This window comes from Prochlorococcus sp. MIT 1300 (assembly GCF_034092375.1).
In the GTDB taxonomy this organism is placed as follows: domain Bacteria; phylum Cyanobacteriota; class Cyanobacteriia; order PCC-6307; family Cyanobiaceae; genus MIT-1300.
In genome coordinates this window covers 582,932-598,195 of sequence record NZ_CP139302.1, presented here as the reverse complement: position 1 = coordinate 598,195, position 15,264 = coordinate 582,932, and the positions used below count along the sequence as shown (strand labels likewise).

The 15,264-nt window shown below is 43.4% G+C and carries 18 protein-coding genes; 10 read left to right on the top strand and 8 right to left on the bottom strand.

The window, feature by feature from the left end; genetic code table 11:
• Positions 1-27: 27 nt before the first annotated feature.
• Positions 28-660: a nucleoside triphosphate pyrophosphatase gene (locus tag SOI83_RS03140; protein WP_320677612.1), complete on the top strand. Its 633-nt coding sequence runs from the start codon at positions 28-30 to the stop codon at positions 658-660.
• A 93-nt stretch (positions 661-753) separates the two neighbouring features.
• On the opposite strand, the gene psbC is transcribed toward SOI83_RS03140, so the two are convergent.
• Together psbC and psbD are read right to left on the bottom strand one after the other, a co-directional pair.
• Entirely contained in the window at positions 754-2,139 is a 1,386-nt protein-coding gene (gene psbC / locus SOI83_RS03135; RefSeq protein ID WP_320677185.1) for a photosystem II reaction center protein CP43, read from the bottom strand.
• On the bottom strand, positions 2,123-3,199 hold the full coding sequence (gene psbD, locus SOI83_RS03130; protein ID WP_320677184.1) for a photosystem II D2 protein (photosystem q(a) protein): 1,077 nt from the start codon (positions 3,197-3,199) through the stop codon (positions 2,123-2,125). Before psbD ends, psbC begins: the two co-directional genes overlap by 17 nt.
• A 186-nt stretch (positions 3,200-3,385) precedes the next feature.
• Here psbD and SOI83_RS03125 point away from each other — a divergent pair, with 186 nt between their 5' ends.
• Together SOI83_RS03125 and SOI83_RS03120 are read left to right on the top strand one after the other, a co-directional pair.
• A complete protein-coding gene (locus tag SOI83_RS03125) occupies positions 3,386-3,961 on the top strand; it encodes a photosystem I assembly protein Ycf4 (RefSeq protein WP_320677183.1) in 576 nt (191 codons plus the stop codon).
• On the top strand, positions 3,962-4,663 hold the full coding sequence (locus SOI83_RS03120; RefSeq protein ID WP_320677182.1) for a peptidylprolyl isomerase: 702 nt from the start codon (positions 3,962-3,964) through the stop codon (positions 4,661-4,663).
• 20 nt (positions 4,664-4,683) lie between these two features.
• Here the strand turns inward: SOI83_RS03120 and ilvN are convergent, their stop codons facing one another.
• A complete protein-coding gene (ilvN, locus tag SOI83_RS03115; protein ID WP_320677181.1) occupies positions 4,684-5,214 on the bottom strand; it encodes an acetolactate synthase small subunit in 531 nt (176 codons plus the stop codon).
• Positions 5,211-6,164: an alpha/beta fold hydrolase gene (locus SOI83_RS03110; RefSeq protein WP_320677180.1), complete on the bottom strand. Its 954-nt coding sequence runs from the start codon at positions 6,162-6,164 to the stop codon at positions 5,211-5,213. Before SOI83_RS03110 ends, ilvN begins: the two co-directional genes overlap by 4 nt.
• A 229-nt stretch (positions 6,165-6,393) precedes the next feature.
• Between SOI83_RS03110 and petM the strand changes: the two genes are divergently transcribed.
• The 4 genes from petM to infA all read left to right on the top strand — a co-directional run bounded on the left by petM (position 6,394) and on the right by infA (position 8,213).
• Positions 6,394-6,492, top strand: coding sequence for a cytochrome b6-f complex subunit PetM (gene petM, locus SOI83_RS03105; RefSeq protein ID WP_320677179.1), 99 nt, complete (start codon positions 6,394-6,396; stop codon positions 6,490-6,492).
• A gap of 55 nt (positions 6,493-6,547) precedes the next feature.
• A complete protein-coding gene (locus SOI83_RS03100; RefSeq protein WP_320677610.1) occupies positions 6,548-7,510 on the top strand; it encodes an NAD(P)H-binding protein in 963 nt (320 codons plus the stop codon).
• Between the two features lie 78 nt (positions 7,511-7,588).
• Complete coding sequence (locus SOI83_RS03095; RefSeq protein ID WP_320677178.1) at positions 7,589-7,804, top strand: hypothetical protein; 216 nt, start codon at positions 7,589-7,591, stop codon at positions 7,802-7,804.
• 139 nt (positions 7,805-7,943) lie between these two features.
• Entirely contained in the window at positions 7,944-8,213 is a 270-nt protein-coding gene (gene infA / locus SOI83_RS03090; protein ID WP_320677177.1) for a translation initiation factor IF-1, read from the top strand.
• Positions 8,214-8,218: 5 nt separating this feature from the next.
• On the opposite strand, the gene trxB is transcribed toward infA, so the two are convergent.
• The 4 genes from trxB to SOI83_RS03070 form a co-directional block, all read right to left on the bottom strand.
• Positions 8,219-9,610 carry a thioredoxin-disulfide reductase gene (gene trxB / locus SOI83_RS03085; protein ID WP_320677176.1) on the bottom strand — a complete coding sequence of 464 codons (1,392 nt, stop codon included), beginning with the start codon at positions 9,608-9,610 and terminating at the stop codon, positions 8,219-8,221.
• Positions 9,611-9,744: 134 nt separating this feature from the next.
• A complete protein-coding gene (locus SOI83_RS03080; RefSeq protein WP_320677175.1) occupies positions 9,745-9,990 on the bottom strand; it encodes a hypothetical protein in 246 nt (81 codons plus the stop codon).
• An 89-nt stretch (positions 9,991-10,079) separates the two neighbouring features.
• Positions 10,080-11,471 carry a DEAD/DEAH box helicase gene (locus tag SOI83_RS03075; RefSeq protein WP_414153438.1) on the bottom strand — a complete coding sequence of 464 codons (1,392 nt, stop codon included), beginning with the start codon at positions 11,469-11,471 and terminating at the stop codon, positions 10,080-10,082.
• A 210-nt stretch (positions 11,472-11,681) separates the two neighbouring features.
• Entirely contained in the window at positions 11,682-12,263 is a 582-nt protein-coding gene (locus SOI83_RS03070) for an EF-1 guanine nucleotide exchange domain-containing protein (protein ID WP_320677174.1), read from the bottom strand.
• A 126-nt stretch (positions 12,264-12,389) separates the two neighbouring features.
• Between SOI83_RS03070 and SOI83_RS03065 the strand changes: the two genes are divergently transcribed.
• From SOI83_RS03065 to SOI83_RS03055, 3 genes are read left to right on the top strand one after another with little or no spacing between them, the layout of a single operon-like run.
• Positions 12,390-13,532: a Re/Si-specific NAD(P)(+) transhydrogenase subunit alpha gene (locus SOI83_RS03065; protein WP_320677173.1), complete on the top strand. Its 1,143-nt coding sequence runs from the start codon at positions 12,390-12,392 to the stop codon at positions 13,530-13,532.
• Positions 13,532-13,837 carry an NAD(P) transhydrogenase subunit alpha gene (locus tag SOI83_RS03060; RefSeq protein WP_320677171.1) on the top strand — a complete coding sequence of 102 codons (306 nt, stop codon included), beginning with the start codon at positions 13,532-13,534 and terminating at the stop codon, positions 13,835-13,837. Before SOI83_RS03065 ends, SOI83_RS03060 begins: the two co-directional genes overlap by 1 nt.
• A complete protein-coding gene (locus SOI83_RS03055) occupies positions 13,837-15,264 on the top strand; it encodes an NAD(P)(+) transhydrogenase (Re/Si-specific) subunit beta (RefSeq protein WP_320677170.1) in 1,428 nt (475 codons plus the stop codon). The genes SOI83_RS03060 and SOI83_RS03055 overlap by 1 nt, the downstream gene beginning before the upstream one ends.

Genomic DNA, 15,264 nt, shown 5'->3' with positions numbered 1-15,264 from the left:
GGGTGTTGCTGATAAGTGCAATTCCTTTTGCTTATTCTTGCCTCCGCTTCCAATGCCAGACAAAGGCTTTTGAATCAAGTCCAAATCCCTCATCAAGTTGTTGTTAGTGGGTTAAATGAAGAGAGCATTGGCCATTCAAATCCACAAATTTTGGTTCAACTTCTAGCTGAAGCAAAGGCTGAAGCGGTTTTTCAAAAAATCTCCTCAGATAACCATTTTAGCGATTTGAGTGCTGAGAAAATTACGGCTGTTTTGGGCTGTGATTCATTGTTTGAGTTTGAGGGAGAGGTATTTGGTAAGCCTTCTAATGAAAAAGAGGCAATAAGCCGTTGGCATCGAATGCAATCAAATTTTGGGATTTTACATACAGGTCATGCTTTAGCTGTATCTTCGTTAGATAGCAATTGCTTAGGACATAATTCTCAGAAGAGACTTATAAAAGAAACAATAAGTACGAAGGTTTTTTTCGCGAAAATGACTACCCAGGAAATCGAATATTATGTTTCTAGTGGTGAGCCAATGAATTGTGCTGGAGGCTTTGCAATTGAGGGGGCTGGAGGCGTTTTTATTGCATCTATAGAAGGATGTTTTAGTAATGTTATAGGGTTAAGTCTCCCTTGGTTAAGGAGATCTTTGTCAATGATTGGAGACCTGACTTGAAAAGAACTTTCCAATAAAAAAGGCCTCACAATTTTTATGTGAGGCCTTTTTTATTGTTTTCAAAGTAACCAATATTTGATTGATTACTTTTAGTTAGTCGAGATCAGGCATTTCAAGGGCTGGTTCGGTCTTGCGATCAATCCCTTTTTCAAAGCCTGCAGCAGCTGCTCTTGCTCGACCTGCATGCCATAGATGGCCTACAAAAGTAAACCAACCAAGGAAGAAGTGAGCTGAGGCTAGCCACTGACGCAGATTCACAAAGTTAACTGCATTGGGCTCAGTAATGATGCCGCCAACGGAGTTAATTGATGCGTTAGGTGCGTGTGTCATGTATTCAGCCGCACGGCGAACCTGCCATGGCTGAATATCGTTTTGAAGCTTATCTAGGCTTAAGCCATTAGGTCCTCTGAGGGGTTCCAACCATGGTCCACGGAAATCCCAGAAACGCATTGTTTCACCACCAAAGATGATTTCACCAGTTGGTGAACGCATCAAATACTTACCAAGGCCAGTTGGACCCATGGCAGATCCGATGTTTGCACCAATTCTTTGGTCTCTTACAAGGAAGGTGAAACTCTGAGCTTGAGAAGCTTCAGCGTTAGTAGGTCCGTAGAACTCAGATGGGTAAGCAGTGTTGTTGAACCAGATGAAGGTTGATGCAACAAAGCTTGCAACACATAGACCACCTAATGCATAGCTAAGAAGGCCCTCGCCATTCCAAATAAATGCTCGTCGAGCCCATCCGAAAGGCTTGGTCTGCATGTGGAAATGTCCGCCAAGAAGCTGAATGATCCCTAGCCAAACATGACCACCAACAATGTCTTCCATTGAGTTGACCCCTACTATCCAGCCACCACCACCCCAAGGAGTATTGGCTAGCCAATAGTGAAGTCTTATTGGATTAAGCGTTGGGTTGGAAATCAACCTAACTGCCCCACCACCAGGTGCCCAAGTGTCGTAGGCACCGCCAAGGAAAATCCAATTCAATGAGAATAGGATTGAACCCAAGCCAAGAACACAAAGGTGACGACCAAGAATTGTGGTCATCTGATCTTTGTCTCTCCAATCTGTAGAGAAGAATGGGAAAGCTTCCTCAAGCTTCTCAGGACCGGCCAAGGAGTGATAAATGCCTCCAAATCCAAGTATTGCTGAGGCAACAAGGTGAACAACACCTGCTTGGAAGAATGGAAGGATATCGGTGACCTCACCTCCAACGCCTATTCCGTAACCAAAAGTGGCTACATGAGGCATAAGGATGAGACCTTGCTCCCACATGGGCTTGTCAAAGGTGAAGTGACTCACCTCATAGAGCAACATTGCCCCTGCCCAAAAGACCATTAGACCGGCGTGAGCAATATGTGCCCCTAAAAGCCGCCCAGACAGGTTTATTAGGCGTGCATTGCCTACATACCAGGCGTAGCCAGTTGAATCAATACTTTGATTCGGAGCCTTTAAAAGGTTATTAAAGGGCGTTTCCACGGGGCAGTACCTCCTCAGGGAATACAAAGTTTTCGTGTGGCTGGTCTGCGGATGCCATCCATGCGCGCATGCCTTCGTTCAATAGAACATTCTTTGTATAGAAGGTTTCGAACTCAGGATCTTCAGCTGCGCGAATCTCTTGGCTAACAAAGTCGTAAGCACGAAGGTTTACGGCCAGACCAACTATTCCGATGGATGGTGCCCACATTCCCATTACAGGAACGAAAAGCATGAAGAAGTGAAGCCAACGCTTGTTTGAAAAAGCGATTCCGAAGATCTGACTCCAGAAGCGGTTGGCTGTGACCATTGAGTAGGTCTCTTCTTCTTGGGTCGGGTCAAAAGCTCTAAAAGTAGTGCTTTGCTTTTTCCCGTCTGAATAAACACTGCTGTCTTCATAGAGAGTGTTCTGTACTGTTGCGCCATGAATTGCGCAAAGTAGAGCTCCTCCAAGAATTCCTGCTACCCCCATCATGTGGAATGGGTTGAGTGTCCAATTATGGAACCCTTGAATAAACAGGATGAAGCGGAAAATTGCTGCTACTCCAAAAGAAGGAGCGAAGAACCAGCTGTGCTGACCTAATGGATAAATTAGGAAGCAAGCCATAAATACCGCTATAGGAGCCGAAAAGGCCAGAGCGTTGTATGGACGAATGTTGATCAATCGAGCGATTTCAAACTGACGGAGCATGAAACCGATCAGGGAGAAAATGCCGTGCAAGGCAACAAAATTCCAAAGTCCGCCTAGTTGACACCAGCGAACGAAATCGCCCTGAGCCTCTGGGCCCCAAAGCAACAACAAGCTGTGACCCATGGCATCGCCAGGGGTACTAACAGCAGCGGTAAGGAAGTTGCATCCTTCTAAATAGGAACTGGCAACACCATGGGTGTACCAGGAGGTAACGAAGGTTGTTCCGACGAACCATCCCCCAAGTGCCAAGTAAGCAGTTGGGAAAAGGAGAATGCCGGACCAGCCAACAAAAACGAAGCGGTCGCGCTTGAGCCAGTCATCGAGGACGTCAAACCATCCTTGCTGTGGCGCGCTTCCTACAGCGATCGTCATGGGTGAAAACGGTGCGGGAGTCGCAGGCTGTTGGATACCGGGTGACATTAACAATTTCTGAGCAGAATTTGGGGGGAAATTGCTCTCATCTGAAACCCCTTGTATTGGTAGACCGATTCAGAAGGTTGTTTATTTTGGTCAGAATTGGCTTTTCCAGGGCAAAATGGACTCCCCTTTTAGCCTGATATGTCCGTTGATATGCAGAACATCTCTTCTAACGAAAATTCTTCTAAAGAGCTTTTACAGCAGTCAGTTACAGGATCAAGGCGTCTCTCGAATTTGTTAGTTGGCCTGGTTGTGACCATTGGTGGGATTGGCTTTTCGCTCGCATCTCTTTCAAGTTATTTCGGTGAAGGCTTTCTTCCAATTGGACACCCTGAAGAATTGATTTTTGTTCCACAAGGTCTTGTGATGGGGGTTTATGGGATTCTTGCAAGCCTTTTGGCAATCTATATATGGGCTCTTTACTCAATAGATTTCGGAGGTGGTATCAATCGTTTTGATAAGGCAAAAGGGGTGGTGCTTATTTCTCGTAGAGGGTATTTAAAGGATTTCAACATTGAAATCCCATTAAATGATGTAAAGGCAGTTCGCCTGGAATTACGAGATGGCGTGAATCCTCGTAGAAGAATTTCATTACGAGTCAATGGTCGAGCAGATTTGCCCTTAACGCGGGTAGGGGACCCGATACCTATTAGTCAGTTAGAACAAGAAGGCGCTGAGTTGGCTCGCTTTTTAGGAGTCAATCTTGAGGGTATCTAAATGTTTGGATTTAGTAGAGCTCATTTTCAGAAGTGTTTTTTGACTACGGCTTTATGTTTGATTCTCTTTGTATCTGGTTGTACAAATTCATCAAAGGGGGAGATTTCTCTTGGCTGCTCTGATGTTTTGAGCCCATGTCTGAATGGTATTGCAAGAGTTGAAATGATTACAAATAGAGGAAGCTTCCTTTTGGAATTGGATGGCGAATCTGCTCCTGTTACAGCAGGCAATTTTCTTGACCTTGTTAATAGAGGGGTTTACGACGGGACAATTTTTCACAGGGTAATAAGGGAGCCTGTTCCTTTTGTGGTTCAGGGTGGAGACCCGACAACTAAGAACTCAGATACTCCAGAAGCTAATTATGGAACTGGAAATTTTTTTGATGAGGCTCTTGGTAAACCTCGTTTCATCCCACTTGAGTTGAAATTGAGAACCCGGAAAGATCCTTTATATGGAAGTTTGGTAAATGAACCAAATGATTTAGCTCAGCTTGAGTTGACTCATCAACGAGGCGCATTAGCTATGGCTAGGTCACAAGCTGTGAATTCCGCAAGTGCCCAGTTTTATATATCTTTGCGCAATTTGCCAGAACTTGATGGTCGATATTCTGTTTTTGGGCGGGTTGTTAAGGGTATGGAGGTTGTTGATAAGATCGCTCAGGGAGACAGCATTATTAAAGCTTCTTATTTACAATCTAATTAGTACGAAAGGAGATTTTTAAATTATGCGGGAACTCTTCCACCGCTGGTTGAAACTTTTAGTAATTCAGTATTAACTCCAGAGGCTCTTTCTAATGCAACTTTTCCTGTACGAGCTATTTCGATAATTCCATAAGGTTTGAGCAGCTTTTCTAGCGCAACTAATTTTCCTGGATCTCCTACGACCTCAAGTGTTAAAGCTTCATCAGCTACGTCGACTACCTTTGCTCTAAAAACTTGAACCAGATCAAGAATTGAGCTTCTCTTATTGGCTGGAGCAGATACCTTTAGCAACATCAATTCTCTCTCAACAGCTGGCCTACAGCTCAGGTCTAAAACTTGCAGGACATTTAGTAATTTTTCCAACTGCTTTGTCATTTGTTGAAGTGTTTGGTCATCACCTTCAACAACCATGGTTAGGCGCGACTGCCCTTGTGCCTCTGCAGGCCCAACTGCCAAGCTATCAATATTGAAGCCTCTACGGGCAAACAGCCCAGCAATTCTGCTTAAAGCTCCTGACTCGTCTTCTACTAGAACTGAGAGAGTGTGCTTCATGCCAGTCGTGGATCACCAATTAAGTTGCTTTTCAGCCAGTTCAAAACTGTTTTATTGAACTCATCGGGCAACTCGTCGTGAGGACAGTGTCCGCAAGAATCTATAACCAATAATTTAAGCCAGGGATGCATCCCAACAATTGTATGTCCAATAAATAAAGGGACAAGTCGGTCTTCCTTGCCCCATATAAGAAGTATTGGAGGTCGTATTACTGCCTGGGCAATCTTTTGTAAAAGAAGTGGTGCTGTATGTTCTCTCCTTCGAAGGGTCATCCCTATACACATTGACCTCAATGCTCTTGGTGCTGTTGGCCTTCGGGCTGGTTGAGTTATAAGGCGATGGAGCTCTTTATCTCCTTGAATGGATTTGCTGTAAGCCATTTGCAAACCTGTCTTGATTAAGAAAGTCTTGGAAATAAAAAAAACAATTAACTCCAGAGGTATTAAGTGAAAGAAAACTGTTATAAATTTCTTTTTTATTTTTTGGCATAAAGGTGATGCCGTTTGCTTTGCTAATGGCGTCATTATTGCGGGGTCAGGTAAAGGTGCTGCGATAACAGCAGCGACAAGATCAGGGCGAAATGCCACAGTTGTTATAGCGGCAAGACTCCCAAGGGAGTTGCCTATAAGAACTGATGGGCCGCTACTTTTTGGTTTAACAATTTCCTCAAGGAAAGCCACAATTTGTTTCGCCCAAAAATAATTATCCAGGGGATTTCTTGGATCTGGTTTTGGTTGACTTGAGGAACCGAAACCAATTAAATCAAGTCCAAAGACCCTATATCCATCTTTTGCAAAAACTTTGGCATTATGTCGCCAATGGTTGCTGCTAGCCCCAAAGCCATGTACCAAAACTATTGGGCGTGAATTTGGCTCTCCGAGAACTCTCCAGTGACATTGAAACCCTTTCCAGTCCCAAATATGGGATTCTCCCCAATCACTAAAATCCATTTTGAGACCCTCGTTTTTTAATAATGAGCAGATATGTCCTCTCAAGACAAGTCGGAAAATTCCACTAACCAGTATCGCTAAAGGCTCCCCCCCACCTATTGGTTTTTTTGGATGACAGTTCCTTTTTTGGATCAACTTGATTGTTCATGAATATTGGCTTTTTGGTCAGGTGGTAGATAGTTTGCCCCTTGAGGGCTTTAAATAGGTGAGAAGAGTTTTACCATTTGCAATGGCCTCCGAGATTTTTGGTATAGCAGCCATTTTTTGGGTGTTGATCCCCATAGGACTTGCTGGAGGAGCTCTTTTACTGAAGTTTCAAGGTGACTAGTCCACGCAATATTTGTTTTGCCCATTTAGGCTCCTGTTTCTAAATGAAGTTACCTATGCAGGTTCTGGTGGTTGGTGGCACCGGTACTCTCGGAAGGCAGATTGCCAAACGTGCTATTGATGCTGGCCATCAAGTTAGATGCGTTGTTCGAGCTCCACGCAAGGCTGCATTCTTGCAGGAATGGGGCTGTGAGTTGACTCAAGGTGATTTGCTTGATGTAGAGAGCTTGGAATATGCCTTGGATGGTGTGGATGCTGTTATTGATGCAGCAACTGGGAGGCCAGATGACCCAAACAGTGTTTACAAGACAGATTGGGACGGGAAACTCAATTTATATAGAGCTTGTGATCGATTAGGTGTCAAGCGTGTGATTTTTCTTTCTCTTTTAGCAGCTGAAAACTTTAGGAATGTTCCATTGATGGACATTAAGTACTGCACAGAGAACCTCTTAAAAGAATCTTCCTTGGATTACACAATCCTCCAAGGTGCTGCATTTATGCAGGGTGTTATTGGCCAATTCGCTATTCCTGTACTTGATAGTCAGCCTGTTTGGATAAGTGGTAATCCAAGTTCAATTGCTTATATGAATACACAAGACATGGCAAAATTTGCTGTAGCAGCATTAACTCGTTCAGAAACCTTACGGGAAAGCTTTCCAGTGGTTGGGCCTAAGGCATGGAGACCTGAGGAACTGGTCAAGTTGTGTGAGGGAATTACTGATAAGACAGCAAAGGTTTTGAGAGTATCTCCTTTTCTAATTTCAGTAGCAAAGCAACTAGTTTCATTTTTTCAACCTACTCTTAATGTTGCTGAACGCCTTTCTTTTGCAGAGGTCACCGGAGGGGGTGGGTGCTTAGATGCACCTATGGAGGAAACATATAAAGCTTTTAACCTTGATCCAACCGAAACAACAGGTTTGGAGAGTTATATCAGAGAGTATTACGACATGATTTTGAAACGCCTTCGTGAAATGGAAGCTGATCTAGATAAGGATGCAAAGAAAAAGCTGCCTTTTTGAAATTCAGAAAAGCAGCCCCCTGGCAAGTCTGTAGTTTCTTTGTACTATGGACTTGGAATTTCATTTGTTTCCTGTTTCATGTCTGTATTTCAGGTAAAGAACCTTCAGCGCAGGCTGGATAACTTAGCTAGTGAGGCTACTGAAGAGCTCGATCGAACTTGTGGTAATCAATTGTGGAGGAATGTTGGTTTTGATGCTTTTGATGGCCTTGAAGATGCTGAACGACGTGCACGGGCAAATTACTACTATGGACAATGGCAAACGGTAAGAGAACTTCAAGAATCTATTGGCTGATGAAGGACTACTTCCGAAAAAAACTATAGATACTTTCGATGGAAAATTTCTTTGATTTTTTTTGTTGATCGCACTAAGAGCTTTTTAAGCACCTATAAGCCTAAAATGACCTATATAAACAAATGACTGGATCAAAGGCATGATTGAGACATCCGGTGTTATTGAGAAGGAACAAGGCAATGGATTCTATTTGGTAACTCTTGAGCAACCTGCAGGTCACCAGTGCCTATGTCGAGCAGCAGGCAAATTGACTAAGTTCAGGATTAAGCTTTTGGCTGGCGATAAGGTACTTGTTGAGATAAGTCCGTATGATTTAACTCGAGGAAGAATTACTTATCGAGAAAGAAATGTAGGAGCTCCTGGGGGCCGGCCTGGGGGCAACCGCCCAGGAGGACCAAGGCGTAAATAATTTATTTATTTATTTATTTCTAGGGTTGATTCGATTACTTGCTTGAATTCACTTCTTTGCTTGAAACCAAGCCATTGAGCTTTGAGAACTTTTGATTGAAATAGATGAACTGTAGGTGTTCCATTAATACCAGCCTGCTTAGCAATCTCTGGATCTGCCTCAATATCAATTTCAACTCCTTGTACTTTCCCTTCAAGTTCTTCCAGAACTCTTTTTAGTTGTGGTTTAAGTACGTGACAGGGACCGCAGTGAGGGGAAGTATATATGACTAATAGAGGTTTATTGTCTGCATGATATAGCTTTCTAAGGGCAAAATTGCCTTTTTGCCAAAGGGCATTTTCGTCGTAATTTTCTTTTGTCGTGGTTGATATTGGTGTGGATTTATCTATCGATGGAGGTTCAATTGGATCTCTTTGAATCGGTTTGGAAAGATTTTTTTTGCTTAGCCAACGCTCAGCAGCCAAGGCAGCTTTGCACCCACTTCCAGCAGCTGTAATCCCTTGTCTCCATTCTGCATCTGCTATATCACCTGCGGCAAAGACTCCTTCGACTGAGGTCTCTGGACGGCCTGGGTTGGTTTTTAGATAGCCATTGGATGTGCAATCAAGCTGATTAAGTACTAGCTCGGTATTTGGAGTATGCCCGATAGCATAAAATAAACCTTTTACTTCTATGTTTTTTTCTTGATTTGTTTTTATAGATATGACTTTTATCCCCTTGAGCCATTCATCACCATAGACATCTAATATTTTAGTTTCCCAGTGAATTTTTATTTGTTTATTACTGGCAACTCGATCAGCCATTGCGGCACTCGCCTTGAGTTGATTGGAACGGACTAATAGATGAACGTGACTACCATATTTTGTGAGATGGATAGCTTCTTCGCATGCTGAGTCTCCCCCTCCTACAACAGCTAGTTGCTCTTGACGGAATTGAGGGGTGGCTCCATCACATATTGCACATGCACTAATTCCTTTACTCCAAAAAAGATTTTCTTGAGGAAGGCCTAAGCGGTTAGCTTTGGCACCCGTGGCCAAGATCAGAGCGTGAGTAGTTATTGTCTTTTCAAGAGTAATGAGCCTGAAAGGTTTCTCTATTAGGTTTATTTCATCTACGTCTGCCTCTAAAAGCTGTGTTCCCCACCTGATTGCCTGAGCTTTCATTAGGTCCATTAGTTCTGGGCCCATTACCCCATCGGGGAAGCCAGGAAAATTTTCCACGTGTGTGGTTGTCATTAATTGGCCGCCAGGGATACCTCCTCTTTTGAAGCCAGTTATAAGCAAGGGTTGTAGGTTTGATCTTGCTGCATAAATTGCTGCGGTATATCCAGCTGGTCCTGATCCAACTATGACTATATTTTCAATAGGCAATGCTCTAGGTGTAATAATTTCGCCCATGTTTTAAGGCGCATTTTCAGCTTCCAAGAATAGGCCCTTATGGATTTAAGAAGTTAATCCAAAAGTACTCAGAAAAGATAAAAAGTACTTTGCCAAGAAAACAGGAAAAAATGTTTCCAGGCTTAATCTTTTCTTTATATTTCCAGCATCTCGTCGATGTCTTTTGAGGTTTGCTCTAAAGAAGTTAATAAATCAGTAGGTACTTTGAGAAAACTACCTTCTAGGTGCTTTGGATTTTCGCCTAGGCAAGCTATCCATTCCTGGAATTCCTGCATAACTGCATAGCTGTCTTCGTAGCGTTCAAGGCAGTCGAGTACTGCAATTCTGGAGGATGCCCAACAGCTGGCTACATTCAGCCTTCGTTGAAGAGATGCGTCCATGATTTGTCCCCAATGCACACCAGATTGCATGTTTATTGGCCCAAAAAATGTTTTCTGTAGTTAAAACAGCATTTTCTCTACAAAAAGAATCATTTTTTCAAGAAAGCCGGTAGTTCAGGTGTGTGCATCCTGATAACCTTTCCTGCTCCATCGTTAATGGCTTCTAGAGGTAGGCTCGGCCTATGAGAACTTTCTCCGAAGTTTTCTAGATCACTGGTTGAAATCGTGCTCGATTTTATTTGGTATGGCTGAGATTTGGCCCAATCCTGTGCGTGATTAATTAGCACAGGGTCAGCTGGGGCGAAAACATATGAGGGATCACGCGGAATGGGCTCATCTGCTGCTCTTTGGGAGTCCATCCTTACCGCTCGTGTAATCCCTTGTAAGAAGCGACTCCTTGTGATAACTGTTGTCAGATAGGCCACCACGCGTATTCGTGGGGAGTCAAAACCTTCTGAACACATATCGACGCTGACTAGCCACTTGGCTTGACTCATTTGAAAATCAGCTAATCGTTCATTCGCATCACTATCTTGGGAGTGAACAAGTTCCACGCTTTCCCCGTCTTCCTTTAAAGCACAGCTAATTGCCTTGGCATGTTGAATATCTCTAGAAATCACTAAGCCAGCAGCGTTCGGGTGGTGTTCTCTTATTTTTTGTAGTTGAAGCTTTGCCTTGATAAGAAGTTGCATTGCAATGCTGCTGGAGTCAGAGAGGCGGATGCAACGGCGAAGATTTCGAGCTCGCCAACTTTCTCTGTTTTCAGATGAGATAAGGGATAGCTCTCGATCTGGTTGGCCTGGTTTGCTGTGTTCAACCCACCCATCTTGAAATCTGAATTCAATTGGACGCACATCTCCATTTGCGATGAGTTCACGGGGCTCTATGCAGAGGTCTGGATTGATTTGTTCAAATACACCTGAATTGGTTCTAACTCGTATTTTTCTGGCAGCACAAAATGCAAGGTTGTCAGACCTAAAAGGCGTTCCAGTGAGTCCTAATCTCAATTTGCTTTGCAAAGTTAGCTCTAAAAATGTTGTTCCCCATGCTTGTTTTTCTGGTTCTTCTGGGTTCACTCCTAAATGATGTGCTTCGTCAGCAATAGCAAGAAATCCTCCTTCTATAAGGCCAGAAAATGCCTCTATTAGCTCATCTTTTTTAGAGGCAGCCCCTTGGTAAGTCGTGAGTATTCCGTCAAAACTTGTTAAGTCTGAGGAGAATTCATCGAAATCTATAAGCTTTAATCCAAGTTTCAAAGCGGTTTTGCGCCATTGAGTACAGATTGAGTTCCTATGGCAAAAGACAACAAAGTTAGAGAGATGGCCTTCCTCCTTCATTTTTTTAAAACTCATCAATGCGCCAAGAGTCTTTCCTGCACCTGGTCCTGCATGAATTAATACATCCTTTTCCTTGTCAGAGACATTTGTAATACGACGCCTCAAAAGTTGCGTCAGTTGTCTTTGCCATAGACGAGGAAGAATACTTAGTTTGTCTGAACTCCTTTGAAGCTCAAAAGATAGAGTCGTAATAAAACAGAAAATATAAATATCCCTTTTTAACAATCGCTGCTTTAGGCGCAAGTAAAAACTCTAAAAACTTTATTAGTTATTGAATTGTTTTCTGGTCAGCTTAAGTAGGTGCAAGAATTGTTCTTGTTTGCCTTTGCATTGTTACATGTTGGGTTTATGAGTTCAACACATCGCCTCAGTATGGTTCATCAGTAACCTTTGAACTTCGTCAAGCCCCTCTGAGGCAGCATTATGTGCAAGCTCTTTGCTTGAGTTAGTGCCTTCTAAAAGTTCCTTTGTAATTTTGCTAATCAGCTCTTCTTTTTGATTTTGTAAAATTATTAGTAAATTATCTTCAACAAGTTTTCGTACGGCAGTTGCTCGAAGATTGTCTTCAGTAGCTTCAGCAAATGTTCCTTGAACTAGTTCTTGTATGAATAACCTGTGAACCTCGCTGCTTCGAAGAAAACTCTCAGTGGCATTGATAATTCCCTCGACTAGTGTTTCGTCTGGCTCGGATTGCTCCTTGTCAAGTTTGAATTCCCAATTCAGATGACGCCTTTGCCAGCCAGATGAATGAAGGCTTGGCATAACCGTTTGAGAAAAGGTATCTACCGACATTTCATAGATGCGTTCTGCAAGTCGCTCACACCATTCTTTGCCATGCACTTGCAGGTTTCTTTTCATTGTGGCTCTGTCCACAGCATGACCGCCATGGTGGCTATGGCATACGCCATCAGGACATTCGATTGCAGTAAGGCCCATTTAGAGGAGTTGAACTGTCTTACTGAGTAATAGCTAATACATGAGCTTTTAAAAGCCTTCTTCAGAAAAGTTCCCGATCATGGACCATTCACATCTAATCTCCCTTGGGTCTAAAGGCTTTTCGTTTTGCCCAGACTTTTAATCCCAAAAGAAACTGCTCCTGGTGAGACCCGAGTCTCTGCAACCCCAGAGACAGTCAAGAAGTTCGTTGCTATGGGCTGCAATGTGGCTATGGAAATGAACGCTGGCCTAGATGCTGGTTTTGTCGATTCGACATATGCAGCAGTTGGTTGTCAGCTTGTTGCTCCTCAGGATCAGGCCGCCTGGAAAGAAGCAGATGCAGTCCTTTGTGTCCAAACCCCCACAGAAGACTCTTTGTCTCTTTTGAAGCCAGGTGCATTGCTTGTAGGGCTACTGGCTCCTTATTCAAATGTTGCATTGTCTTCTGTAGTCCAATCTCATGAGCTGTCAGCGATTGCTCTTGAACTTTTACCTCGAATTAGTAGAGCTCAAGCTGCAGATGCACTTTCTTCTCAGGCCAATATCGCTGGCTATAAAGCAGTGTTACTTGCGGCAGCACAGCTTGATCGCTATTTCCCGATGCTTATGACTGCTGCAGGTACCGTTCAGCCTGCCAAGGTTGTTGTATTAGGTGCTGGAGTCGCAGGTTTGCAAGCAGTTGCTACTGCAAGACGCCTTGGAGCAGTCGTTTATGTAAGTGATATTCGCCCTGCAGTGAAGGAACAGGTTGAGTCCTTAGGAGCAAGGTTCATTGATCCTCCTCAACTTGAAGAAAAGCCAGCTGAATCTGGTGGTTATGCGAATGAGGCTTCTCAGACTTTTCTAGCTGCTCAGCGTCAGCAACTTTCTGATCAGCTAGCAGAAGCAGATGTGGCGATCTGTACGGCACAAGTCCCAGGCAAAAGAGCTCCTCGCCTTATTAGTGAGGATATGCTCGATCGCATGAGGCCTGGATCAGTGGTAATTGACCTTGCTGTTTCTCAGGGAGGCAATTCGGCTTGTACAGACCCTGCTAAAACAGTTGATAGAAAGGGTGTGAAGCTTATAGGAGCTTCAGAATTGCCATGTTCCGTTGCAAATCATGCGAGCTCGTTATATGCACGTAATCTTCTAGCGCTTCTTAAGCCTTTGATAAAAGACGGCCAGCTCTTCCTTAATCTTGACGATGAATTGATTGCTGGTTGTTTGATAAGTAAAGAAGGCAAGATTCTGTCGCCTGATGTCCTTAATCCCGGTGGAGCAATCTGATGGATTTTGTTAGTGAGGCCCTTTGGGTGCTTTTGTTAGGGAGTCTTCTTGGCTTGGAGCTTATTGGGAAGGTTCCACCAACGCTTCATACACCCTTGATGAGTGGGGCTAATGCCATATCAGGCATAACCATGCTTGCTGCTCTCACCTTGATTATTAACGCAGGCGAAAAAACTCCTTTGCTTTTGATTGGTTCAGTAGCACTTGGCTTCGCTTTGTTCAATGTGATTGGTGGATTCTTGGTAACAGATCGAATGCTTGCAATGTTTAGCCGTAAATCAAACCGAAGTAAGGAAAACCGCTAATGAATTCTGTTCAACTTCTTAAATACCTGATTGATCTGGTAGCAGTTCTTTTGCTTGCTTTGGGCATTAAAGGTCTTTCTAAGGTTCGCTCAGCAAGAGAGGCCAATAGGGTTGCTGCCTTAGCAATGTCACTTGCAGTGGTAGGAGTATTAGTTAGCTCTTTTGGTGAATTAAAAGCTTCCCCTCAAGCTTTTATTTGGATTTTGTCTGGAATCCTTATTGGAGGGCTCTTAGGCATGGTTACTGCGCAAAGAGTACCTATGACAGCAATGCCAGAAACAGTGGCTTTGTTTAATGGCTGTGGAGGGATGTCATCGCTATTGGTTGCGATGGGAGTTGCTTTATTCCCTAATGAGGAACTTGCAAATGGTCTTATTGAAAATATCTCAATAGTTGTTTCTGTTTTTGTTGGGGCCATTACTTTTAGTGGATCAATAGTCGCAATGGCTAAGTTGCAGGGCTGGCTGTCTACCCCAGCTTGGATGCAAAGCAAGATCAGACATGTCGTAAATATTGCTTTTGCAGCTCTTGCCTTAGTAGCAGCTTTTCATTTCTTTCAAATTGGAGACTTTAAGGGGCTTTGGCTATTAGTAATTGGCTCAACACTTCTTGGTATTGGCGTGACTCTTCCAATTGGTGGCGCTGATATGCCAGTTGTGATTTCTCTGCTTAATAGTTATTCAGGTGTTGCAGCGGCTGCAGCAGGTTTTGTTGTTAGAAGCCAGTTGTTAATTGTTGCAGGTGCAATGGTGGGTGCAGCGGGATTAATTCTTACCCAGGTGATGTGTAATGGTATGAATAGATCTCTTTTATCTGTCCTTTTTGGAGGTGCCCTTGGGGCAACCAATTCTAGTGGAGAAAGTCCAGGTGAATACACCAATATTACTAGTTGCAGTGTTGAAGAATGTGCGCTGACTTTAGAGGCTGCCGAAAGAGTTGTTGTTGTTCCAGGTTATGGCTTAGCGGTTGCCCAAGCTCAGCACACTTTGAGAGAAGTTACTCGTGTTTTGGAGTCAAGTGGTATTCAAGTTGATTACGCAATTCACCCAGTAGCAGGAAGAATGCCTGGTCACATGAATGTTCTTCTTGCTGAGGCTGACGTGCCTTATGAACAGTTAAAAGAGATGGATGTTATAAATCCAGAATTCCCTGCTACTGATGTAGTTCTTGTTCTTGGAGCCAATGATGTTGTAAACCCTCAGGCTAAAAATGATTCGAGTTCTCCTCTTTACGGCATGCCTGTTCTTGATGTTCAAGAGGCAAGAACTGTTTTTGTTGTTAAGCGAGGCATGAGTGCTGGATATTCTGGGATTAAGAATGACCTTTTTGAACTGGTAAATACTTCGATGGTTTTTGGTGATGCTAAGAAGGTATTGGGAGACCTTTTGGTAGAACTTAAGGAGTTAGGTGTTGGTAGAAAGGGATAA

Excerpts from the sequence above, each read along its gene's own strand:
- psbD (WP_320677184.1), bottom strand. The coding sequence starts at position 3,199 with ATGACGATCGCTGTAGGAAGCGCGCCACAGCAAGGATGGTTTGACGTC.
- SOI83_RS03125 (WP_320677183.1), top strand. The coding sequence starts at position 3,386 with ATGTCCGTTGATATGCAGAACATCTCTTCTAACGAAAATTCTTCTAAA.
- SOI83_RS03120 (WP_320677182.1), top strand. The coding sequence starts at position 3,962 with ATGTTTGGATTTAGTAGAGCTCATTTTCAGAAGTGTTTTTTGACTACG.
- ilvN (WP_320677181.1), bottom strand. The coding sequence starts at position 5,214 with ATGAAGCACACTCTCTCAGTTCTAGTAGAAGACGAGTCAGGAGCTTTA.
- SOI83_RS03110 (WP_320677180.1), bottom strand. The coding sequence starts at position 6,164 with ATGGATTTTAGTGATTGGGGAGAATCCCATATTTGGGACTGGAAAGGG.
- petM (WP_320677179.1), top strand. The coding sequence starts at position 6,394 with ATGGCCTCCGAGATTTTTGGTATAGCAGCCATTTTTTGGGTGTTGATC.
- SOI83_RS03100 (WP_320677610.1), top strand. The coding sequence starts at position 6,548 with ATGCAGGTTCTGGTGGTTGGTGGCACCGGTACTCTCGGAAGGCAGATT.
- SOI83_RS03095 (WP_320677178.1), top strand. The coding sequence starts at position 7,589 with ATGTCTGTATTTCAGGTAAAGAACCTTCAGCGCAGGCTGGATAACTTA.
- infA (WP_320677177.1), top strand. The coding sequence starts at position 7,944 with ATGATTGAGACATCCGGTGTTATTGAGAAGGAACAAGGCAATGGATTC.
- trxB (WP_320677176.1), bottom strand. The coding sequence starts at position 9,610 with ATGGGCGAAATTATTACACCTAGAGCATTGCCTATTGAAAATATAGTC.
- SOI83_RS03080 (WP_320677175.1), bottom strand. The coding sequence starts at position 9,990 with ATGGACGCATCTCTTCAACGAAGGCTGAATGTAGCCAGCTGTTGGGCA.
- SOI83_RS03070 (WP_320677174.1), bottom strand. The coding sequence starts at position 12,263 with ATGGGCCTTACTGCAATCGAATGTCCTGATGGCGTATGCCATAGCCAC.
- SOI83_RS03060 (WP_320677171.1), top strand. The coding sequence starts at position 13,532 with ATGGATTTTGTTAGTGAGGCCCTTTGGGTGCTTTTGTTAGGGAGTCTT.
- SOI83_RS03055 (WP_320677170.1), top strand. The coding sequence starts at position 13,837 with ATGAATTCTGTTCAACTTCTTAAATACCTGATTGATCTGGTAGCAGTT.